Source organism: Paenibacillus sp. FSL R7-0210 (genome assembly GCF_038009085.1).
GTDB lineage: Bacteria > Bacillota > Bacilli > Paenibacillales > Paenibacillaceae > Paenibacillus_AQ > Paenibacillus_AQ silagei.
Genome location: NZ_JBBPAR010000001.1, coordinates 3,516,233 through 3,530,931 on the forward strand (window position 1 = coordinate 3,516,233; position 14,699 = coordinate 3,530,931).

General features: G+C 50.6%; 12 protein-coding genes. 1 reads left to right on the forward strand and 11 read right to left on the reverse strand.

Translation table 11 applies throughout. The annotated features are described in order from the left end of the window. Nucleotides 1-20: 20 nt before the first annotated feature. From MKY64_RS15250 to MKY64_RS15260, 3 genes are all read right to left on the reverse strand, one after another. Nucleotides 21-908, reverse strand: coding sequence for a carbohydrate ABC transporter permease (locus MKY64_RS15250; RefSeq protein ID WP_051478002.1), 888 nt, complete (start codon nt 906-908; stop codon nt 21-23). A gap of 47 nt (nt 909-955) precedes the next feature. Beyond that, a complete protein-coding gene (locus MKY64_RS15255; protein WP_036724972.1) occupies nt 956-1,855 on the reverse strand; it encodes an ABC transporter permease in 900 nt (299 codons plus the stop codon). Nucleotides 1,856-1,927: 72 nt separating this feature from the next. Then, nucleotides 1,928-3,655, reverse strand: a complete 1,728-nt coding sequence (locus tag MKY64_RS15260; protein WP_340953994.1) for an extracellular solute-binding protein — start codon at nt 3,653-3,655, stop codon at nt 1,928-1,930. Nucleotides 3,656-3,824: 169 nt separating this feature from the next. On the opposite strand from MKY64_RS15260, the gene MKY64_RS15265 reads away from it, so the two are divergent. Then, complete coding sequence (locus MKY64_RS15265) at nt 3,825-4,604, forward strand: helix-turn-helix domain-containing protein (protein WP_340953996.1); 780 nt, start codon at nt 3,825-3,827, stop codon at nt 4,602-4,604. A 70-nt stretch (nt 4,605-4,674) separates the two neighbouring features. Here the strand turns inward: MKY64_RS15265 and MKY64_RS15270 are convergent, their stop codons facing one another. The 8 genes from MKY64_RS15270 to MKY64_RS15305 all read right to left on the reverse strand — a co-directional run bounded on the left by MKY64_RS15270 (nt 4,675) and on the right by MKY64_RS15305 (nt 14,690). Beyond that, on the reverse strand, nt 4,675-6,258 hold the full coding sequence (locus MKY64_RS15270; RefSeq protein WP_340953998.1) for a response regulator transcription factor: 1,584 nt from the start codon (nt 6,256-6,258) through the stop codon (nt 4,675-4,677). Next, nucleotides 6,259-8,010 (reverse strand): sensor histidine kinase, encoded by a 1,752-nt coding sequence (locus MKY64_RS15275; RefSeq protein WP_340954001.1) that lies wholly within the window; start codon nt 8,008-8,010, stop codon nt 6,259-6,261. Between the two features lie 27 nt (nt 8,011-8,037). Further along, nucleotides 8,038-9,825, reverse strand: a complete 1,788-nt coding sequence (locus MKY64_RS15280) for a permease (RefSeq protein ID WP_340954004.1) — start codon at nt 9,823-9,825, stop codon at nt 8,038-8,040. A gap of 15 nt (nt 9,826-9,840) precedes the next feature. Beyond that, the gene (locus MKY64_RS15285) at nt 9,841-10,728 is read right to left on the reverse strand and encodes a carbohydrate ABC transporter permease (protein WP_036724982.1); all 888 of its coding nucleotides are present in this window, start codon (nt 10,726-10,728) and stop codon (nt 9,841-9,843) included. Between the two features lie 27 nt (nt 10,729-10,755). After that, a complete protein-coding gene (locus MKY64_RS15290) occupies nt 10,756-11,685 on the reverse strand; it encodes an ABC transporter permease (RefSeq protein WP_036724983.1) in 930 nt (309 codons plus the stop codon). Nucleotides 11,686-11,779: 94 nt separating this feature from the next. After that, the gene (locus MKY64_RS15295) at nt 11,780-13,291 is read right to left on the reverse strand and encodes an ABC transporter substrate-binding protein (protein ID WP_340954007.1); all 1,512 of its coding nucleotides are present in this window, start codon (nt 13,289-13,291) and stop codon (nt 11,780-11,782) included. 186 nt (nt 13,292-13,477) lie between these two features. After that, the gene (locus MKY64_RS15300) at nt 13,478-13,966 is read right to left on the reverse strand and encodes an LURP-one-related/scramblase family protein (protein WP_340954010.1); all 489 of its coding nucleotides are present in this window, start codon (nt 13,964-13,966) and stop codon (nt 13,478-13,480) included. 13 nt (nt 13,967-13,979) lie between these two features. Then, a complete protein-coding gene (locus MKY64_RS15305) occupies nt 13,980-14,690 on the reverse strand; it encodes a succinate dehydrogenase/fumarate reductase iron-sulfur subunit (protein ID WP_036724987.1) in 711 nt (236 codons plus the stop codon). Nucleotides 14,691-14,699: the final 9 nt, after the last annotated feature.

Sequence of the window (14,699 nt, forward strand, 5' to 3'; positions counted from 1 at the left end):
TATGCATAACTTCCGGGAGGTTAACCTTTGACACTGCCGAGTACAATCCCCTTCACGAAATATTTCTGCAGGAACGGATAGGCCAGAATAATCGGTAGGGAGCCGAGGAAGATCTGGGAAGACTTCAGCGTCCGGTCCGAGATCAGCGCCAGATCAAGCATGGCATCACGCGACATATTCGACAGGTTCTGCTGGATCACTATCGTCTGAATATAGCTCTGCAGCGGATAGTTGGCCGGATTCCCCATGAGTAGCAGGCCGTCGAACCAGCTGTTCCAGTGCTCCACCATTGAGAACAAGGCCAGTGTAGCCAGCGCAGGCTTGGAGATCGGCACGAAGATAGACCAGACCGTCCGGAAGTGGCCGGCCCCGTCAATCAGCGCCGCCTCTTCCAGCTCCTTCGGAATCTCCCGGAAGAAGTTAAGCAGCAGCACCACACTGAACACAGGAACTGCACCGGGCAGCACCAGCGCCCAGATGGAATCCAGCAGGCCATACTCCTTGAGCGTGGTATACCAGGGGATCAGCCCGCCGTTAAACAGCATCGTGACGAAGAAGGCCCAGGCATAGACGCTGCGGAACCGCAGAGCGTGTGATTCCTTGGATAGCGGGTAGGCCACGAGGATCGTCAGCAACAAGTTCAGCGGCGTCCCAATCCCGATCCGGGTCAGCGATACAAGCATTGACTGCCAGAATTCTGTGCGGCTCATCGTATACATATACGAGGCGAAGGTGAAATCTACCGGCCAGAGCCTGACATACCCTGCGGAGGCGGCCGCGCTGGAGCTGAAGGACACCGCTATAATATGAATAAGCGGGAGGATACAGAGCAGTGAGACCAGAATGAGAAAGGTGGCGTTCAGCACCGATATCCCGTCAAACTTTTTTGAACGGTGAACAGTAGTGATGTCTGTCTGTTTAGGCGTTAGCTGTTGCTGCAAGGGATCTCCCTCCTCTAAAAAATCCGGTATTTGGCGAAACGGTAGGCCAGGAAATACGAGCTGGAAATTAAGGTAAGCGATATGATCGATTTAAAGAAGCCGACGGCAGTCGCTACGCCGTATTGTGCGTCGAGCAGACCGATCCGGTAGACGAAGGTATCCAGGATATCCCCGCTCTCATAGACCTGTGGACTGTACAGATTGAAGACCTGATCAAAGCCCGCGTTCAGCAGTTGACCCAGACTGAGTACCGACAGCAGGACGATGACCATGCGTATGCCCGGAATGGTAATATGCCAGGTCTTGTGCCAGCGGTTCGCACCGTCAATGGTAGCTGCTTCATATAACCCGGGATCAATGCCCGTAATAGCCGCCAGATATACAATCGTGCCGTAACCGAAGTTCTTCCACACATCCGAAGCAATCAGCGTGAAGGGGAACCAGTCATTGTCGCCGAGGAAGAATATCTTGGAGACACCGAACCATCCGAGGAATTCATTCACAATCCCGCCCGATGGAGACAGAATATCAATCAAGATGCCGCCAAGCACGACCCAGGACAAGAAATACGGCAGATAGATCGCTGTCTGTACGGAACGCTTGATTACATTACTGGCCAGCTCGTTCAGCAGAATCGAGAATACCAGCGGAATAATCAGGCCCAGAATCAGCTTGAGACTCGAAATAAACAGCGTATTCCACAGCACCTGTGTGAAGCTTGGCAGGTTCATCACATATTCGAAGTTATCGAGGCCCACCCATTTTTGATCCCCGAACAAGCCCTTGGCAGGGATGAATTTCTGGAATGCAATCATGACACCGGCCATGGGGACGTAGGAGAACAGAATGATCATCACCAGTCCCGGCAAAAGCATCAAATGAAGCGGCAGTTCTTTTCGCAGTTTTGTTCTCATCGTTATCCTCCACATCTGCAGGCAAGAATGGAATGGAGGAAGAAAAGGTCGTTTTCTTCCTCCAGGGGCGCTTTATTTCTTAGTCGCTGCGTACCATTCGTTGACCTCTTGCGTAATTTGATCCCCGCCCAGCTTCTTCCAGTCCTTCACGAACTGGTCGAACTTATCGATAGGGTCACCCAGAATGATTTTGACAAACATTTCATTCTGCTGCTTCTCAAGCGTTGTCTTGCGCTCGACCATAGTCGGAGTCGGAGCGCCGACGAATTTCTCCTGCAGGAACTGGTCATTCTTGATATACTGGTCAGCTATGCCCATGGAGCCCTGCTCTCCATAGATCCGCTCCCAGCCCCACAGGGAGAAGCCCTCCGTTGAACCTGAAGCATAGGACTCCAGCTTCTCCTGGATCGTCTTGGCTTCACCCTTCAGTGTAGAGAAGTCACCAGCCTTGCGGGCAGCATCAATCTCACGGAACGCATCTACATTCTTCGTGACCGGATACGGCGTAACCGGAGACAGCTGCCAGACACTTTCCGCTTCCGGCGGTGCATAGTACTTATCGAATTCGGCCGTCTCGCCCCAGTTCTTCTCGACATGCAGGTTGAACAATTTGATCACCGCTTCCGGATGGGCAGCGCCCTTCTTGACTGCGAAGAAGCGGGTTGTGCTGAACTTCAGCGGCACCTTCGGCGTGTCGCCCGATTCCGAGACAATCGGGAAGGCCTGCCACTGCGCCTTGGGATCATTGTCACGGTTGAGCTGCAGCGGCCAGATGGAATTCCACTGCTCGCCGTATTCCATCCCGATCTTGCCGGCCGAGATCAGCTCGGAGACCTTGCCTCCATCCTTGACACCGAACTCCTGGTCAAGCTGGCCCTTCTTGGCCATATCCTGCAGCACCTGGAGCGCTTTCTTCACTTCCGGCTGAATGCTGCCGTAGACCAGCTTGCCGGTTCCATCATCCAGCCAGATGTTCGGATAGGCATTATACCCGGCCATGAAGCCTTCCAGTCCCATGGCCCCGCCCCACAGATCCTTGGTGATGCCAAGGCCATAGGTGTCCTTCTTGCCGTTACCGTCAGGGTCCTTATCAGCGAACGCTTCAGAGATCGCCAGGACATCCGCCATCGTCTTCGGCGGCTGCATACCGAGTTTCTCCAGCCAGTCTGTCCGAATCCAGATATACATCGAGCGTTCAATGGAGGATTCCAGGCTCGGGATAGCCATCAGCTTGCCGTCGAAGGTCGCAGCATCGAATACACTTGTGCCTTCTCCCGACAGCACCTTCTTGGTGAACGGGGAAGCATACTTTCCATATAACGCCGTCATATCCTCAAGCTGGTCCGAATCGGCCAACTGCTTGAGCTGGGTGGCGTTGACCGGCGTTACATCCGGCAGATCCCCGGAGGCCAGGGTGACATTGATTTTCTGCAAATATTGATCCGAGGTCTGGCTGCCCTTCACAATCCAGTTATATTTGATCTTGATGCCGAGCTGATCCTCATACAGCTTGGTCCAGCGGTTGTTATCAATCGTCTCATCCTTCAATACGCCAAGCACGTTATTCTCTACCACATCGCTCAGATCTCTGACGAACGATAGCTCAATCGGAGGATCGTATTTGCCGAGCGGACTCTCATCAACAGCTGCGCTTGGCTTCGGATCATTACCGGCTGCCGCTTCCTTGCCTCCGTTACCGGATTCCAGCTTGCCCGAGCAAGCGGACAACAGCAGTGCAGACAACAACAGGATGGAAGTACTCTTCAGTAGGCTCTGACCTTTTCTTGTACCTGTGTTCATAGTCAACCCCCAGTTCAATTATTGTGGTCTTTATTTGGTTACGCTTTCATTATGGGGGAGGCACCTATTTATTGACAACGCTCACATTTTTACTTCACTTATCCGGCATTGACAAAAACACAAAAAAACCATGCTATAATTAAGCATGTTTGCCGGGAGGAGGATGGAAATGGCCCTTATTCACTATGTCGAGTGCAATACAACACACGCTTCGAATTTCGTTGTAGATGTTCCAGCCGGTGCGCATTGGCTCCTGGTCATTACCAAGACTCCGGCGCTATTCTGGGTGCATGGCGGACTCAAGCAATACCCTGCGCACAGCGTAGTTCTCTACCAGCCGCAGCAGAAGGTCTATTATCAGGCCTGCACCGGCCAGTTCATCAATGACTGGATTCGTTTTGAATCAAGTGAGCCTTATGTTACGGAATCACCGCTTCCCTTGGGCATTCCCTTTGCGCTTAGCGACCCTGACTATTGCCAAAAGCTGCTTGAGTTGCTGGCCAGCGAGCATCATATGGGCGGGGACTGTAAAGCCTCTTCCATCGATCTGCTCCTGCGCGCACTGTTCAACAAGCTGTGGGAATCCTATTTCCAGGACAATATTACTCCGCAATATTACAAGCTGCTGAAGCTGCGCACGTCCATTCAGACCAATCCCGGGGAGTACTGGACCGTAGCCAGAATGGCCGGTGTGCTGGAGATCAGTTCAGGCTATCTTCAGAATATCTACAAAAAAACCTTCGGACTCTCCTGTATGGAGGATGTCATTAACAGCCGCATCCGCATGGCCAAGGAATACCTCATCCACAGTACAGAGAGCATCGCTGATATCGCAGCACGGTGCGGCTATCCGAATGTGGAGCATTTCTGCCGGCAATTCAAGCAAGTGACCGGGTATACACCGCGAAATTACCAGCGGCAGGCCAAGGCCGGGGCTTCGCCGCCGTAACTCCAGAGCCTATCGGGACTTCCAGCCGTTGCCCCCGGTTTGATAACCAGTAAGGGCAACGTTCAGAATTTCAGTTCTGCCGGTCCTCCATGGGAATTACGCCGAAGAATGATTTATAGGCTTGCGTGAAATGCGAAAAATTGGCATAGCCTACTTTGGCCGCAACCATGCTGATGGGCAGGGCTGTGTTCCGTAGCAGCGTTCGCGCCGTGTTCATTTTCTCGGTGATGATGAAGCTCTTCAGGGAGACATTCATTACACTCTTAAACAGCCGCGAGACGTAATTGGGTGTCAGATGGACAGCATCGGCAATATCCGTCCTCCGGATATCAATCTCTATGTTGCTGCGGATATACTGGATGATCGTATCTACCAGCCGCTGCGCATCCTGCTTGGATACGGCCACACTCTGGAAATATTCCATCACATATTGAATCAGCTTCTCCATGTCCGCTACACTGGAATAGGAATGAAGCGACTTGTCCAGCCATTCGCTGCCTTCAAAGATATCATTGACGGAGATGTCCATATACCCTGTCATATGGGAGAGCAGCTGCATGAAGTTCTGGTAGAAGCGCTTCAGGCGTTCCGCATTCAGAGCCCCTTCCTCCGACCTTTGTCTAAGAAAGGACAGCACGTGACTCAGGATCTGCTCAGGCGATCCCTTGCCGAGGAATTGATTCCACAGATGTATATCCTCAGCATGGCTTGCATTCTGCGGTAGCATCTGATCCTGATTCCATATGAATACGTCATCCAGGAACGTAACATTGTCTTCCTTCATTTTGTGGAGCTCTGTGAACCGCTTGCCCAGCATATCGATAGACAGGGAGGAGCCGGAATAACAGGCAATCCTGCATTTGAAATACTTTTGCATGAACTCTCTCAAGCTGTCCAGCTGCTGCTTAAGAATCCAGGTACTGACCAGTTCGTTCTCGCGGGAGAAAATGATACATAAGAAGCATTGCCCCTCCACGGGAATCAGCAGAATCTGCTGCCTGTAAGCGTCAAAGTGCTCCGTAATAATATTCGACAAGGCATAGGATAAGGTAGGGGTATCCCATACACTATAGGAATCACGGTCGCTGATCATATCGATTAACGTCAAGTACACCTTACTGCTCTCGTTAATCGGAATATTGAAGCTTCTCATATCTGCCAGGAAATGCTCCACATGGGTAGAATTCTCTGTGAACCATTCTTTCAGCAGAACCTGCAGAATACGCTCACTGTTATTGAACAGCAGCTTCCCGTAGGAGGAGTATTTCTCGGTCTCGCGTTTGCCCTTAATTTTGCGGACCGCCTGGATGATGGACTGCTCAATATCCTCATATTTGGCCGGCTGAAGAATGTAGTCATGCCCGCCCAGCTGAACCGCTTCCTTCGCATACTCGAAATCCGCATGAGAGGTCAGGAACAGGCAGATGAGCTCATATTGCTTCTCCTGCACCCATCTTAGGAGGTCAAGACCGCTTTCCCCGGGCATCTCAATATCGCTGAGCAGAATATCGACAATCTGGCTTTTAAGAATCTCCTTCGCTTCCAGGGCATTGAATGCCTTCAGCACCTGTTCCACCCCGATGGATTTCCAGTTAATCCCTGAATAGATACCCTCCACAATATTGATCTGATCATCCACAATCAGCACAATCATCTAGACCACCCCATTGTTCGTCTCAGGCTCCGCCTGGGATTCGGGCTCGGAATACGGAATGAATATATCCACACATGCGCCGTTGGAGTTGGAGAAAGACAGAATCGCCTTGCCCTTATATTGAATATAAAAGCGGCGCTTCACATTGCTGATTCCCACATGCTGCGAGTCTTCCCCGGTCTGCTCCGAATTCAGGCGGTTCAGCTCCTCCTCCGGGAAGCCCTTCCCGTTGTCCAGAATGGTGATGTTGACATAGTTCATTGCGTCATTCTTCAGCAGCCTGACCTTCACATGGATAATCAAGGACTTGTTCTGGTACATCCCGAATTTCATGGAATTCTCAACAAACGTCAGGATCGTGATCGGGGGGATGGGGAAATCCCGGAGCTCGTCCACCACATCCGCCGAGAAATAAATCGGTATGGACTGCGTCATCCGTTGCAGCTCCACATACGTCTCTGTATTACGCATTTCATCCGCCAGGGAGACAAAATAGGGAGATTCCTGAAACATATGCCGCAGATACCCTGACAGCAGAAGGATCATCTCCTGGATCTGCTTATAGTCTCCGTTCTGGGCCAGGGCATACAGGTTGTTCAGGCAATTCAGATAAAAATGCGGGCGGATCTGGATTCTCAGATACTGCATGGTGGCAAGCTGGGCTTCCAGCATCTGTTCATAGGTCTTGATGTTCAGCGACTTGATCTCCTGGAGCATCTCATTAAAGGTCTCGCTCATCTGCTCAAATTCCAGAATCGGCGACTGATTGCTCATGGTTACGTCAAAATTACCGTCTTTGATACTGTTCATCGTATGGACCATGCCCTTAAACGGAGAGAAAAAGGAACGGTTGAGCAGATAATAACCTAGAGGTACAAGGAGCAGACACAGGATCGAGGAGAACAGCAGCGATAACTGCTTGGAGTCCATATTGGCCCAGATGCTCCGCAGCGCCACCAGATACACCATCTTCACCCCGCTCACCCCGAAGTCGCTCTGAATGAACAGGTACTTCTTCTCTCCTACCTTCGTTGTATCATAAGGCTTGCCGCTGCTATTCGTTGTCAATACGTGCGCTGAAGGATCTAAATCGGGATCGGCCGTCAACAAACGCATGTCCCCGGAAGCAAACAGCAACGCATTGGCATTCGCCGAACCGTCGACATTCAGTAACTGGGCGGCTCTGTTCAAGTGGATGATGGACACGAAGTAAGCCTGCTTGTATTCAAATACCCGGACCAGATAGGATTCAGCATTCAGCTCGCGCACAAACCACCCGGCAGGCGTGAAATCCCCTTGCTGCATCATCCCCTGCACTTCTTCTGTCAGCTTTGGGCGGTTCATCGTTTCGGTTTTAAGTTGAAATTCGTTCCACATCAGTCCGTTAGGGGCAGAATATAGAAAAAAACCGGTAACGATATCATACATGGACATGACATTTTTGCTTTTCTCCAGGATCTCATTGGCGGACAGGAAGGCGTCTAATTTCCCCACTTTATAGCCCAGGACCTTGAAATTCGTATCGTTCGCTACCGTTGTTGACATGAAGGCATGGATATTGGACAGATTCTTCTCGAAGGACGAGGAGTAGACACGGAGCTTGCTCTTGTTCTCCTGCAATATATTGGCGTTCACCACCGTATTTGCCGTATACAGATTGTATAAAAGCAGGCAAATCAGAAAGGGAACGATCAGTAGCAGCAGGATCAGCAGGGTCTGTTTTTTATATGAAATTCGTGCTCTCGCTCTCATAAGCATCCGGCTCTCCTCGGGGGATATCTATACCAACTTGAACACTCTGTACAGGAGCGGCTGCACCTCAACCTCAAATACGGATTCATTCGGTCTCCCGTAAAAGACCGGCAGTACGTCTCCGGTTCTTACATCCACCAATTTGCGTCCATTCCCGGATACGTGCACCTTAACCTTCTCCTCGCCGTCCGCAAAAGACTCCAAAATAAACGTATCATTATCATACAGGAAGACGGAAATCTTCCCTCCGCACTCTAGATAAATCTTCAAATCGCCCATCAAATGCTGGCGCATGATCGTCAGTACTTCTGCCGGATACTGATACAGCTCGACATAGTCATCCGGTACGGTCAGAACATAGACGGTTCCGTTGCCGTATTTATTTCTTAACAGCACAGGAGCCCAGTGGTTTTCTTTCTTAAGCGCGACCAGACAATCCCCGGCGTTGCTCATATACTCAATGACCGGCAACAGCACGCTGCTTCCGCTCCAGTAAGAGCCGCTGAAGGCTGAGCCTTCGGAGACAAATTCATTGGAGCAGGCTTTTCTGCCGGTATATCTTGCCGAGGTAAGCTCTTCGATACCCTTGCCCTGCATCTCCCGCAGGAACCCCGAGGTGATACAGACATCCGATCCGTTCAGCAGGTGATTACTCAGCTTATTCATGATGTCAGGATCTTGGGCGCCGCTTGCCGAGATGAAGACGAGGCCGGGGCTGTCCGGGAATTGGGGTGCAGGCTCCAGAGCGAATCCGGCCATGCCCAGATGATCGTACAGGTGATCCTCGCCCCGGGCATGAAACGGCTCATACGCCGATAAGCCCACAGGATTGCCGGCTGCACCAAGCACCTGATCCAGGCGGCCCAGCTCATGACCGAGTGCAGGAATCTGAACGGTGTCGATCAGCCAGCTGTAGCAGAACAAGGTCAGCTCTCTCCCCTTGGCGAACAGCGTGAGATAGGCTTGTTCGAGGAAATAGGAAATATGCGGCGTGCTTCCCAGCGAATCGATCCACCCTCCTGCATTATGCCCGGGCTTCAGCTTCTCCAGCCAGCGCATGAGCGAATAGCTGCCATATCGCGGAAGGCTCTGCGCGGAATGGTTGGAATCCCTCGTCTCCGTGCCGGTATAGATCTCATCGAATATCCCGGCCTGCGTCTCAGGGTTATACCCCGTCTCCTGATAGGCTTCATACCAGTCCGGGAATTTGATGATCATGTTCACCTTAGGATTGACCGCTTTGGCGGCGCGCATAACTACATTCTCCGATACATCCGTCATCAATTGCAAGCGGAAATCCGCCCAGCTCCGGTCCCCCTTGGCCTTAATGCAGGACGGGCAGGTACAGTTCGTGAAGAAGAAATCATCAATAATTACCTCATCGAACACGCTCGCCGAGAATCTGACCATGTCCTCCAGCTTAAGCAGCTCTTCCTCATTGGTGTAGCACAGCGTTGTGCAAGACCGCTTATAGCCTTCTTCAACCGGCTCGGCCTGGCTTCCAAAAATCGTGCCCCCGCTGCCGAAAACCCCGGTTTCATTCCGTAGCGGCTTGCTCAGTGTCGTCTTCATCAGCGTGGTTGTAATCGCGCCGGAGACCGCAATTCCTTTGCCAAGGAAGAACTGCTTCATGGCTTCAAGCTGCTCTCTGGACATGTCCATATCGTCCCTGTGGGTCTCCAGATAGACCTTGGAGCAGTTCAAATGCTTCTCAAAAAAATCAAAACCGCGTCTAAGGCTCTCTACAGAATCAAAATTGGAAATACATCTCGTCGTAAAATATAAGGCTACCTTAAAATTTGAATAGTCCGGCATTGAAATTCTTCCCCCTTATCCTTTAACTGCACCGACAACGATCCCTTTGACAAAATACCTCTGGAAAAACGGATAGACCACCAGTACAGGAAGCAGGCCTATTACCGCAATGGCCATTTTGATTGCAGTTGTCGGAAAGTTCATCGCCATGTTAACCTGCAGCTTATTGCCCAGTCCGCTCATCATGAAGAGTGTGTCGAGCAGCATTTTGTTGAGCAGCACCTGTAAGCTGTACAAGCTTGTGTCGCTGATATAATAAAGTCCGTTCAGCCAGTCATTCCAGTACCCGAGTCCGATAAACAGGACCAGTGTTGTAATAATCGGCAGGGACATGGGCAGTACAATTCTCCACAGAATCCGGATCTCACCGGCTCCGTCAATCTTGGCCGCTTCCGTCACGGCATCCGGAATGTTCGTCGTGAAATAGCTGCGCATCATAATGACGTTGAACGCGTTCATCAGCAAATTGGGAAAGATCAGCGCATACATCGTATTTTTGACATGGAAGACCTGTGTCCACATAATGTAGCTCGGAATTAATCCGCCGGAGAACAGCAGGGTGAAGAAAATGAAAAAGGAAAATAGATTCTTCCCCGGAAGATCCCTGCGCGACAGCGGATAAGCGAACATGGTGGTAATGAGCAGGCTGAGCGCTGTCCCGGCTACCGTGACGATAATGGAGATCAGATAGGCCCGAGCCACATCGCTGGAATTGGTGAATATATACTGATAAGCGGTGAAATCAAGATGGCTGGTGAAGAATGAATACCCGTCCTGAATCAGGCTGGTCTCATTGGTAATGGACGATACGATCAGCAGCAGGAAGGGAATGATACATAATATGGATATTGCAGCCAGGCATAAGTGTACAAACACCCGGAAGCCCTTGTTGGTTTGAACCATCTGCATTCCCTGCTTTCTATGAATGTTCTAGAATAATGCACTGTCGGGATCTCTTTTCTTGACAATATAATTAGCCAGCAGAATCAGGACAAATCCGACCATAGACTGGTACGCACCGGCAGCCGAGGACATTCCGATATTCTGGGTCTGCATAAGTCCGCGGTAGACATAGGTATCAATGGTATTGGTTACATTCATCAGCGCCCCGCTGTTCATGGGCACCTGATAGAAGAGCCCGAAGTCCGAGTAAAAGATTCGTCCAATCGCCATCAGCGTGAGAATGATAATTGTCGGTTTCAGCGTGGGCAGGGTGATATGGCGGATGCTCTTCCACTTGCCTGCACCATCGATTGCCGCTGACTCATAGAAGCCGCTGTCGATCCCGACCAAGGTGGCATAATAGATAATCGTATTGAAGCCGAAATACTTCCAGACATTCACTATTACCAGAATAGTTGGCCAATACTCGGGTCTGGTATACCATGAGACAGCATCTATCCCAAGCGGCTTCAGGAGTGAATTGTTGATAAATCCGGTTTCGGCACTTAAGAAGCCATAGACCAGATAACCCACAATAACGATCGAGATCAGATAAGGCAGCAAAATGGTGGTCTGGTATATATTTTTGGCGACCTTTGACGTCACCTCATTCAACAGAATCGCTACCCCTACGGACATCAGAGTTCCAATGACAATGAATAACAGATTATAACCGAGCGTATTGCGTGTAATCAGCCAGGCATCCTGGGTCTTGAATAAGAACTCGAAATTCTTAAGCCCGATGAAATCGCTGCCCCAGATCCCCTTCTGGTAATTGAACTGCTTGAAGGCAACAATGATTCCGCTCATGGGAATATAATTGTTGATGATGATATAAATCGTGCCGGGAAGCAGCAGCAGATACAGGGGCAGATACTGTTTAAATTTCCAGCGGCTCATTTTTTTCACGCGACTCATTGGCTTCCTCCCCTCTCCCTGCCCCGGCGGCCGGAACCCGCTCTTGCTGTCCTGACCGCCGGACCGGGGGAGCGTTCTTATGGCTAACTAGCTGTTATTTCTTCTGGGCGAGCCAGGCATCAAGCTGGGCCTGCTTCTCCGCGATAATCGTGTCGATGCCGGCGCTCTTCAGCTCCTTCTCGAAACGGGGGAGCACTTCGTCAGGGTTCAAATCTCCGCAATCCAGTGCATTAACAAACTTCGAGAGCACATTATTCACTGCAGCAATCTCCGGCAGTACCTTCGTGTTGTTCCAGACAAACCCTTTGGCCACGGACTTGATGGCTTCTTCGTTGAACTTCAGTGTATCCTCCCACACGGTAGGGGAATCGGATGCCCACACATGAGAGATCAGCTCATTCGGCCAAGCCCACGGATCAACGTTGTAGGTCTTGTTACCGGCATCCATGCCCTCTGGGTAATCGATAAGCCCTTTGGATTCGTCTTTTACTACATAATTCTTGCCTTCCACGCCATAGATCAGGATATTTGCCAATTCAGGGTTAGTGTACATTTCATTCAACACCTGCACCGCTCTTTCCGGCTTCTCGCTGTTATGGGGAACGTACCACAGGTTGTTAATATTATTGGTTGTAGAGTACGGGGAGACCAGTTCAATGACCGTCATTGGCTTGCCCGTACTTCTCTCAATCTCAGCCTCGACGCCGGGCTTGGTGTTGGTGATGGACGAGAAGGCCTTCCCGGCCTTAATCAGACTAACCGCGCTCTCCGAGTTGGTTGAACCGTTGGGAAGCAGCAGCCCTTCCTGCTGCCATTGATAACGGCGCGCTACAATCTCCTTGTAGGTATCCGAGGTATACCAGTTCACCACTGTCGTGCTGTCTTTGGTGGAATCCTCCAGTACCCCGGGGTCTCCTCCCAAATCATCCTTGTAGGATATATAGTATCCCATCGTTCCGGCATCCGAGACGAGCGGGTACATGTTTGGGTATTTCTGCTTGGCCGCCTTGAGGAGCTCCTCATAATCCTCTTCAGTCTTGATCGAAGCAGGATCGGTGCCCAGCGCCTCCAGATACTCTGTCGGGATGGCATAGCCATAACCGGAGGCCAGCTCCTTATTATTGCGGACCGCATAGATCTGCCCGTCCACGGAAGTCGAATCCCAATCGGACTGCGGTATTTGCTCCAGCATATCCTTGCCGTATTCCTTGAGCAGATCATTCAGCGCCACCACCTGACCGCTGTTGGAGGCGTTCGGAACGGTCAGCCCCAGGCTTGGCATCAGGTCAAATTTCTCCCCGGAGGACAGCATCAGATTTCTTTGTTGATTAAAGGAACTGAAGCCGTACCGGACCAGCTCAATGGTGGTGTTAAACTTCGCTTCTGTAATTTTGCTTGCTTCTGCAGCAACCGCCTTCACCGCTTCATCATCCGCATCGTCCACCATAATTATTTTGACTACATAAGGCTCCTGGGAGGATTCCGATGCCGCAGGGGCAGCAGGTGATGCTTCCGGGCTTGCCGCTTCTTTACTGCAGCCGCTCATTAGGGCAGACAGTACAACTACCGAGCTTGCCAGTAACATTGTCTTTTTTTTGATCTTCATGGTTCTTGCCCCCTCTTGATTATTACTACAAATTTATTGTATCCGCTTTCATTGCGGTAAGATATCAGTTTTGATGCTTCTCATTATCAATTTTGTTTCATGATTTTATACCAAATACAAAGCAGCGATTCTCCAATAACGGGAGAACCGCTGCTCTTTTTGTCTTTTATGTTGTTGGAAGAATAGCTACTGATTAGAAGCCGAGGCTTCATCACTCTTCACACAATCGATCGCCACCACAATCGCGATGATGATCGCCTCCAGCTCCTCCTTCCATACTTGCACACTATAGCTGTCGCCCCAGGTGAACCACTTCTTGCTCACTTCCCCGACGACCGCCCCGCGCTGCAAGACCTGGAAATCCATATCCCACCAGTTCCCGTGCACCTCAATATCCGCCGAATCTATCGAATAACGCGCCTTGAAGAACGACAGCTCCTTCTTAATGGTGAGCACCTCACGGCCATCCGCTTCCACGAAGAACTTGGGCAGGAAGCTGAACACCTTCTTCGTAATCTGTGCAACTTCCCTTCCGCCTGCATTCATAATCGAGAACGTCTTCGGAATCCGCATGAAGCTGCCCTCTACGTAATACACATCCTGCTCCCGCTCATCCTTCACCGTGAACTTCTCGCCTATGCTGAATACCTTTTGCTTGATGTAGAGTTGTTTCATGGTGTGTCCTCCGCTATCGTAGTTTGGTAAACATGTTCCACATTCCCCAGACCGATACTCTATTCATTTTGGAGATCGCCTCCACAATCGGAATGTCCATGGGGCAAACTTCCTGGCAGGCAAGAGATTTGGAACAGCCATCATATACTCTTTGGGTATATTGTTTTTTATAGGCTTTGTCCTCACTTAATAAGGTCAGATTAGTCATCGACATCGCGGAGGACATTCCAGTAAATAACTCACCCAGGCTGTAATTGGGGCAGACCTCCAGACAACTGCCGCACATCAGGCATTGGGACACTTCATATTGCAGCGTTAAATTGGCGGTTCTAACCTTTGCCGGTTCTTCCAGCCATAGCTTCATGTCCTTCATCACTTCGAACATTTGACTCCGGTCCACTGCCAAATCGCTTATGACCGGGAATTTACTTAGGGGATGAATCGTAATTTCATTGTTCTCTTGTACCAGATCATCGCAAAATAATTGGCAGGACAGTACCGGCTTCTCGTTCACCACCATTGCACACGCTCCGCACAGCCCCTGTTCACAGCTGCAGTCAAAGCGGATCGGCCGTTCTCCCTCGTCCTTTTCCAGCATTTCACTATTCAAATTATTAATTAGAGTCCCTATGGATACATGTAATTCACCCGAGTATTCAAAGCTCTGCCAGTAGGCTTCCTTCGCCCCATTTTCCTGCCGCTTGATATTAATCCTGATACTCATAGTACTGCC

Coding starts and splice junctions, on each gene's coding strand:
- MKY64_RS15265 (WP_340953996.1), top strand. CDS start 3,825: ATGGCCCTTATTCACTATGTCGAGTGCAATACAACACACGCTTCGAAT.
- MKY64_RS15260 (WP_340953994.1), bottom strand. CDS start 3,655: ATGAACACAGGTACAAGAAAAGGTCAGAGCCTACTGAAGAGTACTTCC.
- MKY64_RS15300 (WP_340954010.1), bottom strand. CDS start 13,966: ATGAAACAACTCTACATCAAGCAAAAGGTATTCAGCATAGGCGAGAAG.
- MKY64_RS15305 (WP_036724987.1), bottom strand. CDS start 14,690: ATGAGTATCAGGATTAATATCAAGCGGCAGGAAAATGGGGCGAAGGAA.
- MKY64_RS15290 (WP_036724983.1), bottom strand. CDS start 11,685: ATGAGTCGCGTGAAAAAAATGAGCCGCTGGAAATTTAAACAGTATCTG.
- MKY64_RS15255 (WP_036724972.1), bottom strand. CDS start 1,855: ATGAGAACAAAACTGCGAAAAGAACTGCCGCTTCATTTGATGCTTTTG.
- MKY64_RS15275 (WP_340954001.1), bottom strand. CDS start 8,010: ATGAGAGCGAGAGCACGAATTTCATATAAAAAACAGACCCTGCTGATC.
- MKY64_RS15295 (WP_340954007.1), bottom strand. CDS start 13,291: ATGAAGATCAAAAAAAAGACAATGTTACTGGCAAGCTCGGTAGTTGTA.
- MKY64_RS15285 (WP_036724982.1), bottom strand. CDS start 10,728: ATGGTTCAAACCAACAAGGGCTTCCGGGTGTTTGTACACTTATGCCTG.
- MKY64_RS15270 (WP_340953998.1), bottom strand. CDS start 6,258: ATGATTGTGCTGATTGTGGATGATCAGATCAATATTGTGGAGGGTATC.
- MKY64_RS15280 (WP_340954004.1), bottom strand. CDS start 9,825: ATGCCGGACTATTCAAATTTTAAGGTAGCCTTATATTTTACGACGAGA.